Origin of the sequence: Paracoccus sanguinis, from assembly GCF_900106665.1 — a bacterium.
Taxonomy (GTDB): domain Bacteria; phylum Pseudomonadota; class Alphaproteobacteria; order Rhodobacterales; family Rhodobacteraceae; genus Paracoccus; species Paracoccus panacisoli.
Window position 1 is genome coordinate 65,240 of the sequence record NZ_FNNA01000007.1, and the last position, 21,326, is coordinate 86,565.

Annotated in this window: 21 protein-coding genes and 1 pseudogene; 15 read left to right on the forward strand and 7 right to left on the reverse strand. The window is 73.0% G+C overall.

Annotated features, from left to right (window positions below; all coding sequences use genetic code 11):
* Positions 1–7: 7 nt before the first annotated feature.
* From BLW17_RS15400 to dxs, 5 genes are all read left to right on the forward strand, one after another.
* A complete protein-coding gene (locus tag BLW17_RS15400) occupies positions 8–286 on the forward strand; it encodes an I78 family peptidase inhibitor (protein WP_036707714.1) in 279 nt (92 codons plus the stop codon).
* A 120-nt stretch (positions 287–406) separates the two neighbouring features.
* Entirely contained in the window at positions 407–1,324 is a 918-nt protein-coding gene (locus tag BLW17_RS15405; protein ID WP_036707753.1) for a histone deacetylase family protein, read from the forward strand.
* Positions 1,321–1,563, forward strand: coding sequence for an exodeoxyribonuclease VII small subunit (locus tag BLW17_RS15410; RefSeq protein WP_036733911.1), 243 nt, complete (start codon positions 1,321–1,323; stop codon positions 1,561–1,563). Before BLW17_RS15405 ends, BLW17_RS15410 begins: the two co-directional genes overlap by 4 nt.
* Before the next feature lie 3 nt (positions 1,564–1,566).
* Positions 1,567–2,445: a polyprenyl synthetase family protein gene (locus BLW17_RS15415; RefSeq protein ID WP_036733909.1), complete on the forward strand. Its 879-nt coding sequence runs from the start codon at positions 1,567–1,569 to the stop codon at positions 2,443–2,445.
* Positions 2,446–2,505: 60 nt separating this feature from the next.
* A complete protein-coding gene (gene dxs, locus BLW17_RS15420) occupies positions 2,506–4,476 on the forward strand; it encodes a 1-deoxy-D-xylulose-5-phosphate synthase (RefSeq protein WP_081969144.1) in 1,971 nt (656 codons plus the stop codon).
* Between the two features lie 77 nt (positions 4,477–4,553).
* On the opposite strand, the gene BLW17_RS15425 is transcribed toward dxs, so the two are convergent.
* Positions 4,554–5,444 carry a cation diffusion facilitator family transporter gene (locus BLW17_RS15425; RefSeq protein ID WP_036699991.1) on the reverse strand — a complete coding sequence of 297 codons (891 nt, stop codon included), beginning with the start codon at positions 5,442–5,444 and terminating at the stop codon, positions 4,554–4,556.
* A gap of 366 nt (positions 5,445–5,810) precedes the next feature.
* Between BLW17_RS15425 and BLW17_RS15430 the strand changes: the two genes are divergently transcribed.
* Positions 5,811–6,443 (forward strand): COG3650 family protein, encoded by a 633-nt coding sequence (locus BLW17_RS15430; RefSeq protein ID WP_036735632.1) that lies wholly within the window; start codon positions 5,811–5,813, stop codon positions 6,441–6,443.
* A gap of 36 nt (positions 6,444–6,479) precedes the next feature.
* Here the strand turns inward: BLW17_RS15430 and BLW17_RS15435 are convergent, their stop codons facing one another.
* Both BLW17_RS15435 and BLW17_RS15440 read right to left on the reverse strand, forming a co-directional pair.
* Positions 6,480–7,331, reverse strand: coding sequence for an SDR family oxidoreductase (locus BLW17_RS15435; RefSeq protein WP_036735630.1), 852 nt, complete (start codon positions 7,329–7,331; stop codon positions 6,480–6,482).
* Entirely contained in the window at positions 7,328–8,317 is a 990-nt protein-coding gene (locus BLW17_RS15440; RefSeq protein WP_036735628.1) for an LLM class flavin-dependent oxidoreductase, read from the reverse strand. Before BLW17_RS15440 ends, BLW17_RS15435 begins: the two co-directional genes overlap by 4 nt.
* Before the next feature lie 269 nt (positions 8,318–8,586).
* Between BLW17_RS15440 and BLW17_RS15445 the strand changes: the two genes are divergently transcribed.
* The 5 genes from BLW17_RS15445 to BLW17_RS15465 all read left to right on the forward strand — a co-directional run bounded on the left by BLW17_RS15445 (position 8,587) and on the right by BLW17_RS15465 (position 13,883).
* Positions 8,587–8,970 carry an MliC family protein gene (locus BLW17_RS15445; RefSeq protein WP_052176561.1) on the forward strand — a complete coding sequence of 128 codons (384 nt, stop codon included), beginning with the start codon at positions 8,587–8,589 and terminating at the stop codon, positions 8,968–8,970.
* 82 nt (positions 8,971–9,052) lie between these two features.
* A complete protein-coding gene (locus tag BLW17_RS15450) occupies positions 9,053–10,537 on the forward strand; it encodes an AMP nucleosidase (RefSeq protein ID WP_036735625.1) in 1,485 nt (494 codons plus the stop codon).
* 94 nt (positions 10,538–10,631) lie between these two features.
* Entirely contained in the window at positions 10,632–11,954 is a 1,323-nt protein-coding gene (locus BLW17_RS15455; protein ID WP_052176560.1) for a calcium-binding protein, read from the forward strand.
* A gap of 230 nt (positions 11,955–12,184) precedes the next feature.
* Positions 12,185–12,484 (forward strand): HU family DNA-binding protein, encoded by a 300-nt coding sequence (locus tag BLW17_RS15460; protein ID WP_036700771.1) that lies wholly within the window; start codon positions 12,185–12,187, stop codon positions 12,482–12,484.
* 82 nt (positions 12,485–12,566) lie between these two features.
* Entirely contained in the window at positions 12,567–13,883 is a 1,317-nt protein-coding gene (locus BLW17_RS15465; RefSeq protein ID WP_036712554.1) for an MFS transporter, read from the forward strand.
* 60 nt (positions 13,884–13,943) lie between these two features.
* Here BLW17_RS15465 and truB read toward each other — a convergent pair whose 3' ends face one another.
* The 3 genes and pseudogenes from truB to rbfA all read right to left on the reverse strand — a co-directional run.
* Entirely contained in the window at positions 13,944–14,840 is an 897-nt protein-coding gene (truB, locus tag BLW17_RS15470) for a tRNA pseudouridine(55) synthase TruB (RefSeq protein WP_036735621.1), read from the reverse strand.
* Complete coding sequence (locus BLW17_RS15475; RefSeq protein ID WP_036700783.1) at positions 14,840–15,598, reverse strand: phosphodiester glycosidase family protein; 759 nt, start codon at positions 15,596–15,598, stop codon at positions 14,840–14,842. The genes truB and BLW17_RS15475 overlap by 1 nt, the downstream gene beginning before the upstream one ends.
* Positions 15,599–15,668: 70 nt before the next feature.
* Positions 15,669–16,082: pseudogene (rbfA, locus tag BLW17_RS15480) on the reverse strand (30S ribosome-binding factor RbfA); the annotation flags it as partial.
* 64 nt (positions 16,083–16,146) lie between these two features.
* On the opposite strand from rbfA, the gene dapB reads away from it, so the two are divergent.
* Together dapB and BLW17_RS15490 are read left to right on the forward strand one after the other, a co-directional pair.
* Entirely contained in the window at positions 16,147–16,998 is an 852-nt protein-coding gene (gene dapB, locus BLW17_RS15485; RefSeq protein WP_074827003.1) for a 4-hydroxy-tetrahydrodipicolinate reductase, read from the forward strand.
* Between the two features lie 209 nt (positions 16,999–17,207).
* Positions 17,208–18,506 (forward strand): D-amino acid dehydrogenase, encoded by a 1,299-nt coding sequence (locus tag BLW17_RS15490; RefSeq protein WP_036732466.1) that lies wholly within the window; start codon positions 17,208–17,210, stop codon positions 18,504–18,506.
* A gap of 73 nt (positions 18,507–18,579) precedes the next feature.
* Here the strand turns inward: BLW17_RS15490 and BLW17_RS15495 are convergent, their stop codons facing one another.
* Entirely contained in the window at positions 18,580–18,765 is a 186-nt protein-coding gene (locus BLW17_RS15495; RefSeq protein WP_036700788.1) for a DUF1674 domain-containing protein, read from the reverse strand.
* Between the two features lie 56 nt (positions 18,766–18,821).
* Between BLW17_RS15495 and BLW17_RS15500 the strand changes: the two genes are divergently transcribed.
* Together BLW17_RS15500 and BLW17_RS15505 are read left to right on the forward strand one after the other, a co-directional pair.
* Entirely contained in the window at positions 18,822–20,165 is a 1,344-nt protein-coding gene (locus tag BLW17_RS15500) for an RsmB/NOP family class I SAM-dependent RNA methyltransferase (RefSeq protein ID WP_081969099.1), read from the forward strand.
* A 103-nt stretch (positions 20,166–20,268) separates the two neighbouring features.
* On the forward strand, positions 20,269–21,270 hold the full coding sequence (locus BLW17_RS15505) for a TAXI family TRAP transporter solute-binding subunit (RefSeq protein WP_036700789.1): 1,002 nt from the start codon (positions 20,269–20,271) through the stop codon (positions 21,268–21,270).
* Positions 21,271–21,326 lie beyond the last annotated feature (56 nt).

The following is a 21,326-nucleotide window of genomic DNA, read 5'->3' on the forward strand; positions in this document are numbered from 1 at the left end:
GGGGGTGATGCGCGCGCTCGCCCTTCTGCCGCTGCTGGCGCTGGCCGCCTGCGTCGAGCCGGTGCCGCCGCCCGGCGCGGCGCCGCTGCCGGACGCGGACCTCTGCAAGGCCTCGGGGTTCCAGGGGCTGGTCGGCCAGCCGCAGTCGGTGCTCAGGACCATGATGCTGCCGGCGGGCAGCCGGGTGATCGGCCCGGGCGACGCGGTGACGGCGGATTTCCGGCCCGACCGGCTGAACATCGAGACCGGCACCGACGGGCGGATCGCCAAGGTCGGCTGCTACTGAACGGCGCCGCGCGCGGGGCGCACTCCCCGCGCGCGGACTGCGAAACATCAACCCGGGCGGGCCGGCGGCGCGGGCGCGCGAGGGTTGCGGGATCGCCGCGGTTGGGCCAGCGTGGCGGGCATGACGCTGCTTTACTCTGACGCTTCGGCCGAGGGGCACCTGACCCCGCCCGGCCATCCCGAACAGGTCGCCCGCCACGCCGCGGTGCTGAAGGCCCTCGCGCCGCTGGCGCTGGCGCCGCGCGACTGCCCGGAGGCGGACGAGGCGGACCTGCTGCGCGCCCACCCGGCGCGCTACCTCGACCGGCTGCGGGCGGCGGTGCCCGCGCAGGGCAGCGTGGCGCTGGACGCCGACACGCATCTCTCCCCCGGCAGCCTGACCGCGGCCCTCAAGGCCGCGGGCGGGGCCTGCGCGGCCGTCGATGCGGTGCTGGGCGGCGAGGACGAGAGCGCCTTCGTCGCCATGCGCCCGCCCGGCCACCACGCCGAGCGCGAGACGGCGATGGGGTTCTGCCTGCTCGGCACCGCCGCCATCGCGGCGCTGCGGGGGCTCGAACATCACGGGCTCGACCGGGTGGCGGTGGTGGATTTCGATGTCCACCACGGCAACGGCACCCAGGACATCCTGTGGACCGAGGGGCGGGCGTTCTTTGCCTCGACCCACCAGATGCCGCTTTATCCCGGCACCGGGGCGGCGCACGAGACGGGCGCCCACGGGCAGGTGATGAACGTCCCGCTGCGCCCCGGATCGGGCGGGGCCGAGGCGGTCGCGGCCTGGCGGCTGATCGCCGCGCGGCTGGCCGACTGGCGGCCGGGGCTGGTCGTCGTCTCGGCCGGGTTCGACGCCCATGCCGCCGATCCGCTGGCGCAGCTCAACTGGACCGAGGCCGATTTCGCCGCCGTCACGGCGCTGATCCGCGACGCCGCGCGGGCCGCGGGGGCGCCTGTGGTATCGGTGCTGGAAGGCGGCTATGATCTCGCCGCGCTGGGCCGCTCGGCCCGCGTGCACGTCGAAACACTCAAGGAAGCCGCTCAATGACCGACCCCGAGATCGACCGGATGTCCTTCGAGGACGCGATGAAGGAGCTCGAGTCCGTCGTGGGCAAGCTCGAGCATGGCGACGCGACGCTGGACGAGTCGATCGCGCTGTATGAACGCGGCGCCAAGCTGCGCGCCCATTGCGAGCGGCGGCTGCGGCAGGCCGAGGAGCGGGTGGAGAAGATCATGCTCTCGGCCTCGGGCGAGCCGGTGGGCACCACGCCGGTCGAGGGTCTTTAGGCGATGATCGCCCGGATGGAGGCGGTGCGCGCGGCGGTGAACGCGGCGCTCGAGGCCGCGCTGGCCGATCTGCCGGACGGCGACCTGACCGATGCGATGCGCTATGCCTGCGTCGGCGGCAAGCGCGTCCGCGCGTTCCTGGTGCTGGAATCGGCGCGGCTGCACGGGGTCGCGGATGCCCACGCGATGCCGGTCGCGGTGGCGGTCGAGATGCTGCACGCCTACAGCCTCGTCCACGACGACCTGCCGGCGATGGACGACGACGATCTGCGCCGCGGGATGCCCACGGTGCACATCCAGTGGTCCGAGGCGACGGCGATCCTCGCCGGCGACGCGCTGCAGGCGCGGGCGTTCGAGATGCTGGCCGACCCGGCGATCGGGGATTGCGAGATCCGCGTGGCGCTGCTGCGCCGCTTTGCCGCCGCCGTGGGCGCGGGGGGGATGGTCTGGGGGCAGGCCCGCGACATCGCCGCCGAGACGGCGGTCGAGCCGCTGGATCTGGCCGAGGTCAAGGCGCTGCAGCAGGCCAAGACCGGGGCGCTGATCCAGTTCGCGGCGACCGCGGGCGCGGTGATGGCGGGGGCCGATCCGGCGCCGCTCTCCGAGTATGCCAAGGGGCTGGGGCTCGCCTTCCAGATCGCCGACGACATCCTCGATGTGACGGGCGACCCCGAGCAGACCGGCAAGCGCACCGGCAAGGACGCGCGGCTGGGCAAGGCCACCTTCGTCTCGCTGCTCGGGCTGGACGAGGCGCGCGACAAGGCCGCGGCGATCGTGGCGCGGGCCGAGGCGGCGCTGAACGACGAGGCCGAGGGGGTGAACCCCGACGCGGCCGGAAACTTGCGGCAACTGGCGCGTTTCGTTATCCACCGCCAGACCTGACGCGGCACCTGTCTCTGGCGGGGGCGCGCGCCCCTGCCAGCGCCCGGAAAGGGCCAGCCGATGACCGACACGACCCCTCCCGCCCCCGAGCCCGTGCTCTCGGCCCCCGCCGCGGCGCCGCAGCCGCGGCCCGCGACGCCGCTTCTCGACCGGGTGTCGGGGCCGGCGGACCTCAAGGCGCTGAGCGACCGCGAGTTGCGCCAGCTCGCCGACGAGCTGCGGTCCGAGACGATCAGCGCGGTCAGCGTCACCGGCGGCCATCTGGGCGCCGGGCTGGGCGTGGTCGAGCTGACCGTGGCGCTGCACGCGGTCTTCGACAGCCCGCGCGACAAGATCATCTGGGACGTGGGCCACCAGTGCTATCCCCACAAGATCCTGACCGGGCGGCGCGACCGCATCCGCACGCTGCGGATGGAGGGCGGGCTTTCGGGCTTCACCAAGCGCGCCGAGAGCGCGCATGACCCGTTCGGGGCGGGGCACTCGTCGACGTCCATTTCGGCGGCGCTGGGGTTTGCGGTGGCGCGCGATCTGGGCGGCGATCCGGGCGATGCGGTGGCGGTGATCGGCGACGGCGCGATGAGCGCGGGCATGGCCTTCGAGGCGCTGAACAACGCCGGCCACCTGGGCAGCCGGCTGTTCGTGATCCTGAACGACAACGAGATGTCCATCGCCCCGCCGACCGGGGCGCTGTCGTCCTATCTGACCCGGCTTTACACCCGCGGCCCGTTCCAGGAACTCAAGGCCGCCGCCAAGGGCGCCGTGAGCCTGCTGCCCCCGCCGATGCAGGAGGGGGCGCGGCGCGCCAAGGAAATGCTCAAGGGCATGACCATCGGCGGCACGCTGTTCGAGGAGCTGGGGTTTTCCTACATCGGGCCGGTGGACGGCCACGACCTCGAGCAGCTTCTGCCGCTGCTCAGGACGGTGAAGGCGCGGGCCGACGGGCCGGTGCTGATCCATGCGGTGACGAAGAAGGGCAAGGGCTACGCGCCGGCGGAATCCTCGGCCGACCGCGGCCATGCGCGGGCGCGCTTCGACGTGGTGACGGGCGAGCAGGCCAAGGCCAAGTCGAACGCGCCGAGTTACACCTCGGTCTTTGCCAAGGCGCTGATCGCGCAGGCGGAACGCGACGAGAAGATCGTGGCGATCACGGCGGCGATGCCGGACGGGACCGGGCTCAACCTCTTTGCCGAGCGCTTCCCGCGCCGCTGCTTCGACGTGGGGATCGCCGAGCAGCACGCGGTGACGTTCGCCGCAGGACTGGCGGCGGGCGGGCTGCGGCCGTTCTGCGCGCTCTATTCCACCTTCCTGCAGCGCGGCTACGATCAGGTCGTGCACGATGTGGCGATCCAGCGCCTGCCGGTGCGCTTTGCCATCGACCGGGCCGGGCTGGTGGGTGCCGACGGGGCGACCCATGCCGGGGCCTATGACGTGGCCTTCCTCGCCAACCTGCCGGGCTTCGTGGTCATGGCCGCCGCCGACGAGGCGGAACTGACGCGGATGGTCGCCACCGCGGCGGCGCTGGACGACCGGCCCTCGGCCTTCCGCTTCCCGCGTGGCGAGGGCGTGGGGGTCGAACTGCCCGAGCGGGCCGAGCCCTTGGAGATCGGGCGCGGCCGGATGATCGCCGAGGGCGGGCGGGTGGCAGTGCTGTCGTTCGGCACCCGGCTGGCCGAGGTGATGGTGGCGCGCGAGTCGCTGGCGCAGCGCGGCATCGCGGTCACGGTGGCGGATGCGCGGTTCGCCAAGCCGCTCGACCGCGAGCTGGTCCTGCGGCTGGCGCGCGAGCACGAGGCGCTGATCACCATCGAGGAGGGCGCGGTCGGCGGCTTCGGCAGCCACGTCGCGCAGCTTCTGGCGGATGAGGGCGTGTTCGACCGCGGGCTGAGGTTCCGCAGCATGGTCCTGCCCGACACGTTCATCGACCATGCCTCGCCCGAGGCGATGTATGCGGCAGCCGCGATGAACGCGCCGCAGATCGAGGCCAAGGTGCTTGAGGTGCTGGGGGTCGCGTCGCTCGGGCGGCGGGCCTGACGCCGGGGAAAGGCGGGGCCTGGCCGAGACGGGTTAGCCCACACGGGCGGCCCGCACTGGTCAGGCGCCCGCCCGCCTCAGGTCAGCACCACGATCCCGCTGTGCTTGGCCTTGTGTTCGGGCTCGACGTGGATCGTCACGCGGGTGTCGGGCACCTCATGCTTGATCGCCGCTTCGACCCGGTCGCAGATCTCGTGCGCGTCAAGGACGGTCATCGCGCCCGGCACGACGAGGTGGAACTCGACGAAGGTCGCGGCGCCGGCGTGGCGGGTGCGCAGGTCGTGCGCCTCGACCGCGCCGTGGGCCTCGGTCGAGATGGCGGTGCGGATGCGGTCGAGCGTGTCCTCGGGCACCGCCTCGTCCATCAGCCCGCTGAGCGAATCGCGCACCACGCGGGCGCCCGACCACAGGATGTTGAGCGCCACCACCCCCGCCATGAGCGGGTCGAGCACCAGCCAGCCGGTGACAATGGCCGCAAGCACGCCGAGCGCGACGCCGGCCGAGGTGATGACGTCGGTCCACAGGTGCCGCCCGTCCGCCACCAGTGCGGGTGAGCGCAGCCGCCGCCCCTGCCGCACCAGCACCCCGGCCCAGACCGCGTTGATCGCGGTGGCGGCGCCGTTGAGCAGCAGCCCCTCGATCGGGGCGTCGAGGGCGCGGGGGGCGAAGAACCCGTCCCACGCCTCGCGCAGGATCAGCATCGCGGCGATGATGATCATCACCCCCTCGAGGACGGCGCTGAAGAACTCGGCCTTGTGGTGGCCGAAGGGGTGGTTGGCGTCGGCGGGCAGGGCGGCCACGCGGATCGCCACCAGCGCGGCGATGGCGGTGGCGAGGTTGACGGTGCTTTCCAGCGCATCCGACAGCAGCGCGACCGAGCCGGTGATCCACCAGGCGAGGGTCTTGAGCCCGAGGACGATGACCCCGATCACCAGGCTGCCGATGGCGAGTTTGAGGGTCGTGGACACGGGGACCGCCGGGCAGTTCGGGTTCGGGGCGCGTATAGACCCGGGGGCGGGGCGGGGCAACCGGCGGGGGCGGGGCGCCTCCGGCGGGGATATTTGGGCAGGGGAGAGGGGTGGGCTGCCGGGAGGGGCGGCAGACGCTGGAGGCGTTGCGCGCGAGGACGGCAGATGGGCCGCACGACTTCGGGAGTGGGGGCGGTGCGCCGGAGACGGCAGATGCGGAAGGGGGGAGGGGACGGCGGGAGCCGGGCGCACGGCCGCCTCGCCAAAGCGTGTCCGGCGGTGGACGCGACCGGGCGCTCTGTGCGGTAGCGGGGCGGCGCGTCCTGGGGCAGGATGGGGGCTCACCGTCCTGTCGGAGCCTGCCCCATGCGCCTTGCCCCTGCTTCTGCCCTCGCGCTCTCGCTCGGCCTGTCGCTGCTCGGCGGCCCGGCCGCGGCGACGCCGGAATACGTGCTGCCGACGCTCTTCGACGTGACCGGGGTGGCGGCGGGCGACAAGCTCAACATCCGCGAGGCGCCGAGCGCGCAGGCGCGGATCATCGGCACGCTGCCCGCCGACGCCAAAGGGGTCGAGGTGGTGGCCGAGCGCGCCGGCTGGGCGCAGGTCAACACCGCCGAGCGGGCGGGCTGGGTCAAGTCCCGCTACCTCGCCTATCGGACCGACGTCTGGCTGCCGGGCGGGCTGCCGGCGGGGCTGAACTGCCTCGGGACCGAGCCATTCTGGTCCGTGCGGCAGGTCGGGCCGCAGGTGGTCTATGAGACGCCCGAGGGCGCCCGCGCGATGGAGCGGCGCGTGGTGCTGGACGACGGCCTGCCCCGCAGCCCGGCGCGGGCGGTGATCGCCGGGGACGGGCAGGGGCGGATGACGGCGGTGATCCAGCCTGCGCAGTGCAGCGACGGGATGTCGGACCGGGTCTACGGGCTGTCGGCGGTGCTGGTCTTCGACGGCGCCGGGCAGCCGAGCCGGATGCAGACCGGCTGCTGCCGGCTGGCGCCCTGAGCTGCGACGCGGCCGGCGAGGGCCGCGACGGCGGCCTCAGCCCTCGGCGGCGAGCAGCGCCTTGAGGCCGCTGCGATAGTCCGGGTGGCGCAGCTGCACCCCTAGCTCGCGCTTGATGCGGTCGTTGGCCACCCGCTTGCTCTCGGCATAGAAGCTGCGCGCCATCGGGGTCATCTCGGCGGTGGCGTAGTCCTCGGCCGGGGGGACCGGCACGCCGAGCAGTTCGGCGGCGTGGGCGATCACCACCTCGGGCGGGGCCGGGTCGTCGTCGCAGAGGTTGTAGATCGCGCCCGGGTTCGGCCGCGCGATCGAGGCCGCGAGGGTCTGGGCGATGTCCTCGGCATGGATGCGCGAGAACACCTGGCCGGGCTTGACGATGCGCCGGGCGGTGCCCTCGCGCAGCTTCTGGAACGGGCCGCGGCCGGGGCCGTAGATCCCGGCGAGGCGGAAGATGTGCAGCGACCGCCCGTGGGCGGTGGCCAGCGCCTGCCACGCGGCCTCGGCGGCGACGCGCTGCTGGCCGCGGCGGGTGGCGGGGGTGAGGGGGGTGGTCTCGTCCACCCAGCCGCCCTGGTGGTCGCCATAGACCCCGGTGGTCGAGAGATAGCCGAGCCAGCGGGCCGGGGCGGCCGCCAGCGCGTCGGCGAAGTCGCGCAGCGCCGGGTCGCCCTCGGCGTCGGGACCAGCGCTGATGAGGATGGCGTCGGCGCGGGCGATCTCGGCGCGGATGGCGGGCTCATCGCCCGGCCAGCGCAGCGGGGTCGCGCCGGCGTCCGCCACGCGGGCGGGGTCGTCGCGGGTGGTGCCGGTGACGGCCCAGCCCTGCGGGACCAGCAGCCGGGTCAGGAACCCGGCCGAATAGCCGTGCCCGAGGACCACGAGCCTCATGGACGGGACAGGCCCATCACCTCGGCGCCGATGGCGAAGGACCGCAGCCGCGCCTCGGGGTCCCAGATGTTGCCGGTCAGGATCAGCTCGTCGGGCTGGTAGCGGGCGACCAGCGCATCGAGCTGCGCCTTGACCGCCTCGGGCCCGCCCACGGCCGAGACGCTGAGCAGGCTGTCCACCATCGGCTGGAACTGCGGCGGCACCACGCTGTCGAGGTCATCGACGGGGGGCGGCAGCTTGCCGGGGGTGCCGGCGCGCAGGCGATAGAAGCTCTGCTGCTGGCTGGTCCGCAGCTTGCGCGCCGCGGCGTCCGTGTCGGCGGCGACCAGGTTCGCGGCCAGCATGAAGCGCGGGCTTTGGCCCCAGGGGCCGGGCTCGAAGCGGGTGCGGTAAAGCCGCAGGGCCTCGTCGAGGTCGTTCGGCGCGAAGTGGCTGGCGAAGGCGTAGGGCAGGCCGAGCGCCGCGGCGAGGCTCGCCCCGTAGAGCGACGAGCCGAGGATCCAGACCGGCACGTTGGTGCCCTGCCCAGGGTGGGCGGCGACGGGGGCGCCGGGACGCTCGGGGCCGAGATAGGAGAGCAGCTCCACCACGTCGTTCGGAAAGTCGTCGTTGCGGCTCATCCCGCGACGCAGGGCGCGCATCACCGCCCCGTCGCCGCCCGGCGCGCGGCCGAGCCCGAGGTCGATGCGCGGGCCGTGGATCGTGGCGAGGGTGCCGAACGCCTCGGCCACCGCGAGGGGGGCGTGGTTCGGCAGCATGATCCCGCCGGCGCCGACGCGGATGCGCTTGGTGTGGTCGGCAATGTGGCCGATCAGCACGGCGGTGGCGGCGCTGGCGATGCCGGGCAGGTTGTGGTGCTCGGCCAGCCAGTAGCGGGCGTAGCCTTGCGTTTCGGCGGCCTGGGCCAGCGCGATGCTGCTGGCGATGGCGGCGCGCGCGTCCGACCCCTGGGGGACCGGCGCGAGGTCGAGAATCGAGATGTCCATGCCGCAGAGATAGGGGCCGGGCCGGGGCCTTGCCAGAGGCGCCGGCGGCTGACGTCGGGTTGCCCGAGGCCGGGCGATCCGCGGGTGCAGGACCGGCAAAGCGCCTGAGCGCCCGGCTTCTTTTTTGCCCAAATATCCCGGGGTCCGGGGCAGCACCCCGGCCGGCGGCGGTCACGGGCGGCACGCCGCTCGCCTCGCCCCGGCGTGATTTCCCCTCGTGGCCGCGCCGCATTACCCCTGCGGACGCCCCCCGGAAGGAGAAACCGCACATGACCCGCCTGCCCCTGCGCGCTGCCGCGCTGCTTGCCCTGCCGCTGCTCGCCCAGCTGCTGGCGGCGCCGGGTCTGGCCGAGACGCCCTCGAACCGGCCCGAGGACGGCGCGTTCACCTCGCAGGTCACGTTCCGCTGCGAGCGGGGGGCGGTGGTGCCCGTCACCTACGTGAACCTGCCGGGGGCCGAGGGCTTCGCCGTGGTCCAGATCGACGGGCAGCAGATCGCCATGAAGCAGGTCGCCTCGGGGTCGGGGCTGCGCTTCCGCTCGGTCGACGCCGAGCGGCCCTATGCGCTGCACGCCCAGTCCCGCGCGGGCACGTTCTTCTACGGCGCCGACGACAACCCGGCGACGATCCTCGGGACCTGCGAAGCCGACTGAGGGCCACCGGGTTCACCTGCCGCCCGCGGCTTGCCACCGTCAGGCGGCGCGGGCAGTCTGGCCGCGCCAGAGGAGCCGCCCGATGTCCCAGACCACCCGCCTGCTGCCGGTCGAAACCCCCGAGCCGGTGGAGCGCACCTATTTCGACGACCCGGTCGCGGCCGTGGACCGCCTGACCGAGCTTTACGCCCGCGCGACCGGCTGGCTCAAGGACCGCTTCGTGGACAGCATCGGCGGGGCAACCCCCGAGGCGCGGTTCCGCGCCTATTACCCCGAGCTGCGGCTGACCACGGCCAGCCACTCGCTGGGCGACTCGCGCCTGTCCTTCGGCCATGTCGCGCTGCCGGGCAGCTATGTGGCGACGATCACCCGGCCGGACCTGTTCCGCGACTATCTGATCCAGCAGATCGGCCTGCTGATCCGCAACCACCAGGTGCCGGTCGCGGTGGGCGACAGCGACACGCCGATCCCGGTGCATTTCGCCGTCGCCGCGCAGGCCGACCTGAACGTCCCGCAAGAGGGGGTGCTGACCTTCTCGCTGCGCGACGTGTTCGACGTGCCCGATCTGGACACGATGAACGACGACATCGTGAACGGCATTGCCCAGCCGGGCGCGGACGGGACGCGGCACCTCGCGCCCTTCACGGCGCAGCGGGTGGATTACTCGCTGGCGCGGCTGTCGCACTACACCGCGACCGCGCCCGAGCATTTCCAGACCTTCGTGCTCTTCACGAACTACCAGTTCTACGTGGACGAGTTCGAGGCCTTCGCCCGCCGCGCGCTGGCCAATCCGGCCTCGGGCTACTCGGCCTTCGTGGCGCCGGGGGACCAGGTGCTCGAACGGCCCGAGGATGTGCTGGTGACCGGCACCAAGACGCCGCAGATGCCGGCCTATCACCTCAAGCGCCCGGACGGGCAGGGGATCACGCTGGTCAACATCGGCGTCGGCCCGTCGAACGCCAAGACCGCGACCGACCACATCGCCGTGCTGCGCCCGCACGCCTGGCTGATGGTCGGGCATTGCGCGGGGCTGCGCAACAGCCAGCGGCTGGGGGACTATGTGCTGGCCCACGCCTACCTGCGCGAGGATCACGTGCTGGACGACGACCTGCCGGTGTGGGTGCCGATCCCGGCCCTGGCCGAGGTGCAGGTGGCGCTGGAAGAGGCGGTGGCCGAGATCACCCGGCTCGAGGGGTTCGAGCTCAAGCGGATCATGCGCACGGGCACCGTCGCCACCATCGACAACCGCAACTGGGAGCTGCGCGACCAGTCCGGCCCGGTGCAGCGCCTGTCGCAGTCGCGCGCCGTGGCGCTGGACATGGAAAGCGCCACCATCGCCGCCAACGGCTTCCGCTTCCGGGTGCCCTACGGCACGCTGCTCTGCGTCTCGGACCGGCCGCTGCATGGCGAGCTGAAGCTGCCGGGGATGGCCACCGACTTCTATCGCACCCAGGTCGCGAGCCACCTGCTGATCGGCATCCGGGCGATGGAGAAGCTGCGCGAGATGCCGCTCGAGCGCATCCACTCGCGCAAGCTGCGGTCCTTCGACGAGACGGCGTTCCTCTAGCGCCGAGCCCCCCGCGACAACGGGTCAGCGCCGCCAGGGCGTTGATTTCTGGTATGATACGCTCCCCGAACGGACGGGCGGAAGGGAGCGTGACATGGCGACACTGCAACTTGACCTCGCTGGCGATTTCTCGGTCGGCCACCTCGACCAGCTTCTGGCGACGACGCTGACGGCGCCGTCCGAGACGGCGATGATCCACCAGGACGGCGGCGCGACGACGACCTTTTCGGGCAGCTTCAACAACGAGGGGCATTACCCCGACTGGACCGGCACCGTCTCGGCCGTGCTGCACGCGCGGGACGGGGTGCGCGCGCTGTGGATGGAAGGGCTGAACGTGGCCTATCCCTCGGTGCTGACGGGGTTCGACTATGCCCGGTTCTTCATCGACGCGCTCGAGTATCAGGATACCATCTATGGCAGCGCGGGCGCCGACTGGCTGAACGGCTTTGCCGACAATGACCGGATCTGGGGCGGGGCGGGCCACGACACGATCGAGGGCGGCGCGGGCAACGACACGATCGACGGGGAGTCGGGCAACGACCTGTTTCTGGCCGATGCGGCGGTGTCGGGGGACTGGATCGAGGGCGACGACGGCATCGACACGCTGAGCTATGCCGGGATCACCGGGGCGGTGACGCTGAACCTCGGGCTGACCGGGGCGCAGAACGTCGAGGGCGGCCGGGTCGCGGGGGTCGAGAACCTGATCGGCGGGACCGCGGGCGACCGGCTGAGCGGCAGCGCGGTGGCCAACCGGATCGAGGGCGGGCTGGGCCACGACCTGCTGAGCGGGCTCGCCGGCGCCGACGAGCTGGTCGGCAACGCCGGGGACGACCGGCTGGACGGCGGGGCCGGGAACGATGTGCTGCTGGGCAGCGCGGGCCGGGACTGGGCCGTCTATGGCTCGGGCGCAAATGTCGCGGTGGTGCTGTCGGCGGTCGCGGCCCAGCAGACCGGCGAGGGCGTGGACCGGCTGAGCAGCATCGAGAACCTTGCCACCGGGGCGGGGAACGACGGGCTCACCGGCTCGGCCGTGGCGAACGTGCTGGTCGCGGGCGCGGGCAGCGACGTGCTGGTGGGCGCCGGCGGCGACGACACGCTGTCGGGCGAGGCGGGGCTCGACCGGCTGTTCGGCAACGAGGGCGCCGACTGGCTGGCGGGCGGGACCGGCAACGACGTGCTGGCCGGCGGCGCGGGGGCGGACCGCTTCGTCTTCCTGCCGGGCGACGGCGCCGACCGGGTCGCGGATTTCGAGGACGGGCTGGACCGGCTGGTCTTCGACGCGCCCGGCCCCGGGCCGGCGGCGTTTCAGGTCATCGACCAGGGCCCGGACGCGGTGGTCGTCTGCCTCGGCCTGCGGGTGCTGCTCAGCGGCGTGGATCACGCGCTGATCTCGGCCGCCGACCTCGCGTTCGTCTGAGACGGCCGGGACGGTCGCGGTAGGGGCGACGGGGGAAGGGTGCGGCGGCGCGATCCGGCCCCCGCCCGCGGGGCCTCTCTGGCGTCGCTCCCCCGGCTCTTTTTTGCCGTATCCCGCGCCCGTGCCCGATTGCGACATCAAAAGGGCTTGAAATGCAGGGTGAAACCGGCTGTAGCAGTCGCATTGCCAGCGCGACTGGCACGGAAAACCGACAGACGAGGAGACAGGCCATGGCGAAAGCCCCGGCGAAGCCGATGACCAAGACGCAACTCGTGGCTGCACTGGCCGATGAGATGGGCAGCGACAAGAAATCCGCGACGGCTGCTCTGGACGCGATTTCGGCGGTCGTCAGCCGCACCGTCGCCGAAGGCGGCGCCCTGACCCTGCCGGGGATCGGCAAGGTCGGCGTGCGCGCCCGCCCCGAGCGCCAGGTCCGCAACCCGCAGACCCAGGAAATGATGACCAAGCCGGCCGACAAGGTGGTCAAGATCACCATCGCCAAGGCGCTGAAGGACAGCGTCAACGCCTGATCGGGCGTGACGGCTGCAAGGTTCGAAAGGGGGTCGCTGGCATCGCGGCCCCCTTTCTCGATCTGCGAAAGGGACTGCCGGCATGACCCGGACCGTTGACGATGCGCTGGCCGAGGCCGGCGCGGGACGCTTTCAGCTTCGGCTGATGGGAATTTTCGGCCTCGTGTGGGCCGCCGACGCGATGCAGGTGATCGCGGTCGGCTTTGCGGCGCCCTCGATCGCCAAGCATTTCGGCGTCGAGATGAAGGTCGCGCTGCAGACCGGCACCCTGTTCTTCCTGGGGATGTTCGTCGGCGCCTTCCTGTTCGGGCGGCTGGCCGACCGGATCGGGCGGCGCAACGTGCTGCTGGCGACGGTGACGGCGGATGCGGTGTTCGGCATCGCCTCGATCTTCGCGCCGAGCTTCGGCTGGCTGCTGGCGCTGCGCTTCCTGACCGGCGCCGCGGTGGGCGGCACGCTGCCGGTCGACTACGCCATGATGGCCGAGTTCCTGCCGCCGAAGAACCGCGGCCGCTGGCTCGTCTGGCTCGAGGGGTTCTGGGCGGTCGGCACGCTGGTCGTGGCGCTGACCGCGTGGTGGGCGGCGAGTGCCGGGATCGCGGCGCCGTGGAAGCTGATCTACCTCGTCGCGGCGCTGCCGGCCTGCCTGGGCATCTTCCTGCGGCTCTGGGTGCCGGAATCGCCCATGTTCCTGCTGCGCCGCGACCGCGAGCCCGAGGCGCGCGCCATCGTCAACCGCATCCGCCGGGTGAACGGCACCGCGCCGCTGGCCGAGGCCGAGCGGCTGGTGATCCCGCCGACCGCGCCGACCCCGCAGGGGGGCATCTTCGCCCCGGCGCTGGCGCGCACCACGGTCGCCGTGCTGGCGGTGTGGTTCCTCGTCTCGCTCAGCTACTACGGCGTCTTCGTCTGGCTGCCGGGCAAGCTCGCCGCCGGCGGCTTCGGCTTCGTCAAGGGCTACAGCTTCCTCGTCTGGCTGGCGCTCGCGCAACTGCCGGGCTACGCGCTCGCCGCCTGGGGGGTCGAGACGCTGGGCCGCAAGACGACGCTCAGGGTGTTCCTGATGCTGTCGGCGGCGGGGTGTCTGCTCTTCGTCACCGCCGGGTCGGGGACGATGGTGGGCGCGGCGCTGCTGCTGATGAGCTTTGCGCTCTTGGGGACCTGGGGCGCGCTCTATGCGCTGACGCCCGAGCTTTACCCGACGACGCTGCGCGCGACCGGCATGGGCACGGCGGGCGCGGTGGCGCGGCTGGGGGGCCTTGCCGCGCCGTCGGTCATGGCGGCGCTCGCCACGCGCGACTTCAACGCGATGATCGGGCTTTTTGCGGCGCTGCTGGCGCTGGCGGCGGTCGCCTCGCTGATGATCGGGCGCGAGACGCGCGACGCCTCGATCGCGTGAGCGGTCGAGCGGGGATCTGAGCCGGAAAGACGGCGTCTTTCCGGTCCAGATGCCCAGCTTTCAGGCGGCGAGGACGAACACCCGGCTGGGGTGGACCTCGCCGCCGAGATAGCGGCCGATGGCGATGGCGCGGCCGGCGTGGCTGACCCAGACCTCGGTGCCGTATTCGGCGTGGCCCAGCACCTGGCCGGGGTTGCCGTGGCCGAGCCGCACCGCCCCCTGCTCGGTCGCGCGCATCTCGGCCAGGTCGAGCGCGGCCTCGATGGGCTTGAGCGCGGCCTCGAGCTCCGCCTGGTTGGCGCGGTCCACGCGGTCGAAGGGGATCGCGTCCGCCACATCGAACGGCCCCGACCAGACCCGGCGCAGCGTGGCGACATGGCCGAGGCAGCCGAGCGTGCGGCCGAGGTCGCGGGCGATGCTGCGGACATAGCCGCCCTTGCCGCAGACCATGTGCAGGTCGGCACCGTCCGCGTGGGCTTCGGTGAGGGAGAGTTCCTCGACCCAGAGCGGGCGCGGGGCAAGCTCCACCGTCTCGCCCGCGCGGGCGAGGTCGTAGGCGCGGGCGCCCTCGACCCGCACGGCCGAGACGGCGGGGGGCACCTGCAGGATCTCGCCGCGGAAGGCGGGCAGCGCGGCCTCGATGGCGGCGGCCGCGGGGCGGGTGTCGGCGGTGCGGGTCACCGTGCCCGCGGCATCGTCGGTGCTGGTCTCGGCGCCCCAGGTCACGGTGAAATCATAGGCCTTGAGCGCCTCGGCGAGGTAGGGGACGGTCTTCGTCGCCTCGCCCAGCGCGACCGCCAGGAGCCCCGTCGCATCGGGGTCGAGCGTGCCGGCGTGCCCGGCCTTCTTCGCGTCCAGCGCCCAGCGCACCCGGCCCACCACATCGGTCGAGCCTACCCCCGCGGGCTTGTCCACGAGCAGCCAGCCCGAGATGTCGCGGCCCTTCTTGCGTGCCATCAGGGCTGCTCCACATAGCCGATGATCGGCCCCATCGTCCGGCCCCAGTCGGCGCGGTTCAGCGCCGGCGCATAGAGGCGGCTGATCGAGCCGTCGAAATAGAGCGCGTTGCGCGCCCCGAGTTCGTCGCGGAAGAACCGGGCGAACTCGTGGAAGGTCACCGCCCGGTCCGAGATGACGAACCACGCCGTCTTCATGTCGCGCGAGACGCCGACCCCGTTGCGGATGTAGCGGCTGGTCGAGGTGGCGTCGAAGCGCGGGTGCAGCGCGCCGTCGATGACCAGCATCGGCCCGGACTGGGTGGCCAGCCGGCAGGCGGGGTTTGCCTTGGCGAAGCGGCGGCTTTCGATCACCTGAAAGGGCGCCTTGGCGCCGACGCAGAAGACCCCGTTCGGGCGCATCCCGAAGTTGCCGCCGCCCCCCGCGGTGACCAGTTGCCCGCGCTCGACCCCGCCCGAGCGGTAGAGGCCGACCGGCGCATAGTCGGGGTGAAACATCCCCGCGTTCATGGCGAAGCCCAGCACCTCGCCGGGGCCGAGCGTGCGGCGGACGGCGGTGAAGTCGCCCAGCGTCTTGCCGCTGTCGTCGTCGAGCCAGAGCCGCAGCCGGTCCTGCCGGTCGCCGGTGACGGTGCAGACGGCGTAGCCCGTCCCCTCGAACGCCCGCCGCTCGCAGAGGTCGGCGACCGCGGGCAGGGTCATGGCGACGAGCGCGCCGACCGCCAGCCCGAGCCGCCGCTTGAGGTCAGCGAGGCTCATCGTCGCGGGGCGTGTCGTCGCCGGTCTTGCGGGCAAGGTCGGCGCCTTCGTCCCAGTCCTCGGCGTCGGCCTCGTCGTCGTCGGCCTCGATGTCGCGGCGGACGCGCTCATCGGCGAACATCCGGCGGGTGTCGTCCATGCGGTCGAACGTCTCGTCGAGGATGAAGCGCAGGTCGGGGGCGTATTTCAGCGTCATCTCGCGGGCGACGTGGTGGCGCAGCTCGCGGGTGTTGCGGCGCAGCGCGGCCAGCGCCTCGTCGGCGTCATGGCCGCCCAGCGGCATGACGTAGACCGTGGCGACCTTGAGGTCGGGCGAGGCCTTGACCTCGCCCACGGTGATCGAGTGGCGGTTCAACTCGGGGTCGTGCACGTCGCCGCGCATGAGCACGTCCGACAGCGTGCGCCGGATCAGTTCGCCGACGCGCAGCTGGCGCTGGGACGGGCCGGACCCGTGATGGAAGCGATTGGAAGCCATGCGCCCCATCTAGGGGGTCGCGGGGCGGCTCGCAACGGGATAGGCATCGGGGAAATCAGGACGGAGCGCGCGCATGGACACCGCCGGTACCCAAACCCCCGGCTTGCAGACCCCCGGCCCCCAGACCCCCGGCATCGTCATCACCGGCGTTTCGGGCCGGATGGGCCGGATGCTGGTGCGCGAGGTGCTGGCGTCGGACGCCTGCCAGCTGGTGGGCGCGCTCGAGCGGCCGGGCCACGACTGGGTCGGGCGCGACCTTGGCGCGGCGCTGGGCGGGGCGGACCTTGGGGTGACGGTCAGCGACGATCCGATCGCCACGATCGCGCGGGCGCAGGCGGTGATCGACTTCACCAGCCCCGCGGCGACGGTGGGGTTTGCCGAGCTGACGGCGCAGGCGCGGGCGGTCCATGTGATCGGGACGACGGGGCTCTCGGCCGACGACCTGCGCGCCATCGCGGCGGCGGCGCGCCATGCGCCGATCATCCGGGCGGGGAACATGAGCCTGGGGGTCAACCTGCTGGTCGGGCTGACGCGGCGGGTGGCGGCGGCGCTGGGGACCGACTGGGACATCGAGATCGTCGAGGCGCATCACCGCATGAAGGTCGATGCGCCCTCGGGGACCGCGCTGATGCTGGGCGAGGCGGCGGCCGAGGGGCGGGGCGTGACGCTCGACGCCGTGCGGACCCCGGCCCGCGAGGGCGTGACCGGCGCGCGCGCGGCGGGCAGCATCGGGTTCTCGGCCATCCGCGGCGGCGACGTGGTGGGCGAGCACGACGTGATCTTCGCCGCCGATGGCGAGCGGGTGGTGCTGCGCCACCTCGCCACCGACCGGGCGATCTTCGCCCGGGGCGCGCTGCGCGCGGCGCTCTGGGGGCAGGACAAGGGGCCGGGCGAATACGACATGGCCGACGTTCTGGGGCTGTAGCCGCACCGATTCGGCAGGATGTTGCGCGCGGGCGGGCGCTGGCGGGCTGATTGTCGGCTCATTTGCGTAATCGAGCAACGATCCGCGGCCCAAGGGTCCTGAAACGCGCGTTTCTTCGCGCGCCTGCGACAAACGCGCACAACTTCGGCAGCACCTTGCCGCAGCTTTGGCCGATCCTTGCCGGGCAATCATCGCAAGGGGGCGGGGCCATGAAGATCGTCGTGCTGGGAGCGGGTGTGATCGGCGTCACCTCGGCGTGGGAACTGTCCCGGGCCGGGCATGAGGTCACGGTCGTGGACCGCCAGCCGGCCGCGGCGATGGAGACCTCGTTCGCCAACGCCGGCGAGATCTCGCCCGGCTACTCGACCCCCTGGGCCGCCCCCGGCATCCCGCAGAAGGCGCTGCGCTGGATGTTCCAGCGCCACGCGCCGCTGGTGCTGCACGCCTCGGCCGACCCGGTGCGGGCGGGCTGGATGGCGAAGATGCTGGGGAACTGCACCTCGGACGCCTATGCCGTGAACAAGTCCCGGATGATGCGGGTCGCCGAATATTCGCGCGACCGGCTGCAGGCGCTGCGCGAGGAAACCGGCATCCGCTACGACGAGCGCACGCAGGGCACGCTGCAGGTGTTCCGCAAGCCCGAGCAGCTCGTGGCGGTGCAGAAGGACATCAAGGTGCTCAAGGCCGACGGCGTGGCCTATGAAGAGCTCGACGTGGCGGGCTGCATCGCCGCCGAGCCGGGACTGGCGGCGGCGCGCGAGCGCCTCGTCGGCGGGCTGCGGCTGCCGGGCGACGAGACCGGCGATTGCCATATCTTCACGCAAGCCCTCGCGGCGCTGGCGGCCGAGGCGGGGGTGGTGTTCCACTACGGCACCACGATCCACGGGCTCGAGGGGACGCGGGGCCGGATCACCGCGGCGCTGACCTCGGCCGGGCGGTTCGAGGCGGATGCCTTTGTCGTGGCGCTGGGGTCGCACTCGCCGGCGCTGGTGGCGCCGTTCGGGATCAAACTGCCGGTGCATCCGGTCAAGGGCTACTCGCTGACGCTGCCGATCGTGGACGAGGCGCGGGCGCCCGTCTCGACGGTGATGGACGAGACCTACAAGGTGGCGATCACCCGGCTGGGCGACCGCATCCGCGTGGGCGGGCTGGCCGAGCTGGCGGGGTTCGACCTCACCCTGTCGCCGCGGCGGCGGGCGACGCTGGCCAAGTCGGTGGGCGAGCTTTTCGGCGGGGCGGGCGATCTGGAGCGGGCGACGTTCTGGACCGGTCTGCGCCCCATGACGCCGGACGGGACGCCGATCATCGGCGCCACGGCGACCGGGAACCTGTGGGTGAACACCGGGCACGGGACGCTGGGCTGGACGATGGCGGCGGGCTCGGCCCGGGTGCTGGCCGACCTGATGAGCGGCCGGACCCCGGCGATCCGCTCGGACGACCTGTCGGTGGCGCGCTACGGGCGCGGCCGGCGGGCGACGGCGCCGGCGCTGCACCCGCAGGCGGCCTGAAGGGCGGCGATGGACCGGGGCGGCCGCCCCGGACCTCGCGGGTATTTTTCCAGAAAGAGACCGGCGGGCCGGCTCAGAAGTCGACGGCGATGCCCTTGCGCTCGTAATCGCCGAAGCGCACCGGCTCGGGCCCGTCGCGGCCGCCGAGTTCCGGCGGCAGGTCGAGCGGCGCGGCCGCCTTGCGGCGGGCCTCGGCCTCGGCCAGCGCGCGCTGGGCGGCGGGCGGGAGGTCCGGTTTCGGCAGAGTCTCATCACTCATGGCGCATCCCCGGCTGATTGCGTAACGCTGACCCTCAGCTAAGCGCCGGGGACGCGATGGACAAGAACAAGGACAGGCCGCGGGGCGAACGGCAGCGCGGGCAGGACGGGCGGCGTCAGGGCCAGCGGCCGGGCCAGCGGCCGGGGCGGCGCGAGGCCGGGCCGGCGGATGCCCGCGCCGGGGCGCTGGCGCTGCTGGCCGCGGTGCGGGGCGGGGCGACGCTGGGCGAGGGCGCGGCGCTGCTGGACGGCTTGCCGCCGGGCGAACGGGCCCGGGCGCAGCGGCTGGCCGCGGCCACCCTGCGTGCCCGCGGCCGGGCCGAGGCGGTGCTGGCGCCGCTGCTGTGCCGGACGCCCGCGCCTGAGATCGGCGACGCGCTGGCGCTCGCCATCACCGAGATGCTGGGCTTGGGCGAGGCGCCGCACGGGGCGGTGAACGCCGCGGTCGAGCAGGTGCGCGCGCTCGGCCCCAAGGGCGCGGCGGCGGCGGGGATGGTCAACGCCGTGCTGCGCCGCGCCGCCGAGGCGCAGGCGGACTGGGACGCCGCCCCCGCGACGCGGCTGCCCGCGTGGCTGCGCAGCCCGGTGCGGGCGCGCTGGGGCGAGGCGGTGGCCGCGGCCATCGAGGCCGCGCACGAGGCGCTGCCGCCGCTCGACCTGACCGGCAAGCCGGGGGCGGCGCTGCCCGGCGCGGCGCTGCCGACCGGCAGTCACCGGCTTGAGCCGGGGGCGCAGGTGTCGGCGCTGCCGGGCTACGCGGCCGGCGACTGGTGGGTGCAGGATGCCGCCGCCGCGCTGCCGGCGCGGATGCTCGACCCGCAGCCCGGCGAGCGGATCGCCGATCTCTGCGCCGCGCCGGGTGGCAAGACGATGCAGCTTGCCGCCGCCGGGGCCGAGGTGACGGCGGTCGACCTGTCCGAGGCGCGGCTTGCGCGGGTGGACGAGAACCTCGCCCGCACCGGGCTGAATGCCAAGCTGGTCGCGGCGGATGCGCTGGCGTGGCGGCCCGAGGCGCCGCTCGATGCGGTGCTGCTCGACGCGCCGTGCTCGGCCACCGGGACGATCCGGCGCCATCCCGAACTGCCGCTGATCCGCGACGGGGCGATGATCCCCGAGCTGGTGCGCTTGCAGGCGGCGCTGATCGACCACGCGCTGGGGCTGATCCGCCCCGGCGGGCGGCTGGTCTATGCGGTCTGCTCGGTCCACCCGGCCGAGGGCGAGGCGCAGCTCGCGGCGGCGCTGGCCCGCCATCCGGGGCTGGTCGTCGAACCGCCGGCTGTGCCCGGCGTCGAGGCCGAATGGATCACCCCCGACGGCGCGCTGCGGACCCTGCCCCATCACTGGTCCGCGCGCGGCGGGCTGGACGGTTTCTTCGCCGTGCGGTTGCGGCTGCCGGGCTGAGGCCGCATTCAGGTTTGCGGTGCCGGGCCTCGCGGTGCAGACTGCCACCCATCCGGGGCACAACCCGGAACACATTCCGCGACACACGGCGAAAGGAAGAACGATGTTCACACGACGGATTCTGGGACTGGCCACCGCAGCGATGGTCGCCATGGGTGGCATGGCCGCGGCGCAGGACATGGCGTTCTTCCGCATCGGCACCGGCGGCACGGCGGGCACCTATTACCCGATCGGCGGTCTGCTGGCGAACGCCATCTCGGCGCCCCCCGGCTCGCGCGCCTGCGAGGACGGCGGCTCGTGCGGGGTGCCGGGGCTGGTCGCCTCGGCGCTCGCCGCGAACGGCTCGGTCGCCAACGTCAACGCGATCATGGGTGGGACGCTCGAATCCGGCTTCGCGCAGGGTGACGTGGCCGCCTGGGCCTACACCGGCACCGGCATCTGGGAGGGCAAGCCCAAGGCCGAGAAGCTGCGCGCCATCGCCAACCTCTACCCCGAGTCGATCCACCTGGTCGCCTCGGAAGGGTCGGGGATCAACTCGGTCGCGGACCTCAAGGGCAAGCGCGTCTCGCTGGACGAGCCGGGCTCGGGCACGCTGGTCGATGCGCAGCTGATCCTGCAGGCGGCGGGGCTGTCCGAGGCCGACATCCGGCCCGAGTATCTCAAGCCCGACCAGGCCGCCGACCGGATGAAGGACAACGCGATGGACGCGTTCTTCTTCGTCGGCGGCTATCCGGCCGGCGCGATCGCCGAGCTGGCCAGCCAGCACAAGGTGAAGCTGGTGCCGATCGACGGCGCGGTGGCCGACAAGGTGCTGGAGAGCAAGTTCTTCGCCAAGGACACCGTCCCGGCCGGCACCTATGACGGCAACGACGCCGACGTGGCCACCATCGCGGTGGGCGCGCAGTGGGTGACCTCGGCCGACCAGCCCGAAGAGCTGATCTACAACATCACCAAGGCGCTGTGGAACGACAACACCCGCAAGCAGCTGGATGCGGGCCACGCCAAGGGCAAGATGATCACCAAGGAGCACGCGCTCGACGGTCTGGGCATCCCGCTGCACCCGGGCGCCGAGCGGTTCTACAAGGAAGCCGGGCTGCTGAAGTAAGCCCATCATGACCGGGGGCCGTGCGGGCAGACCGCGCGGCCCCGCCACCCGCCGGC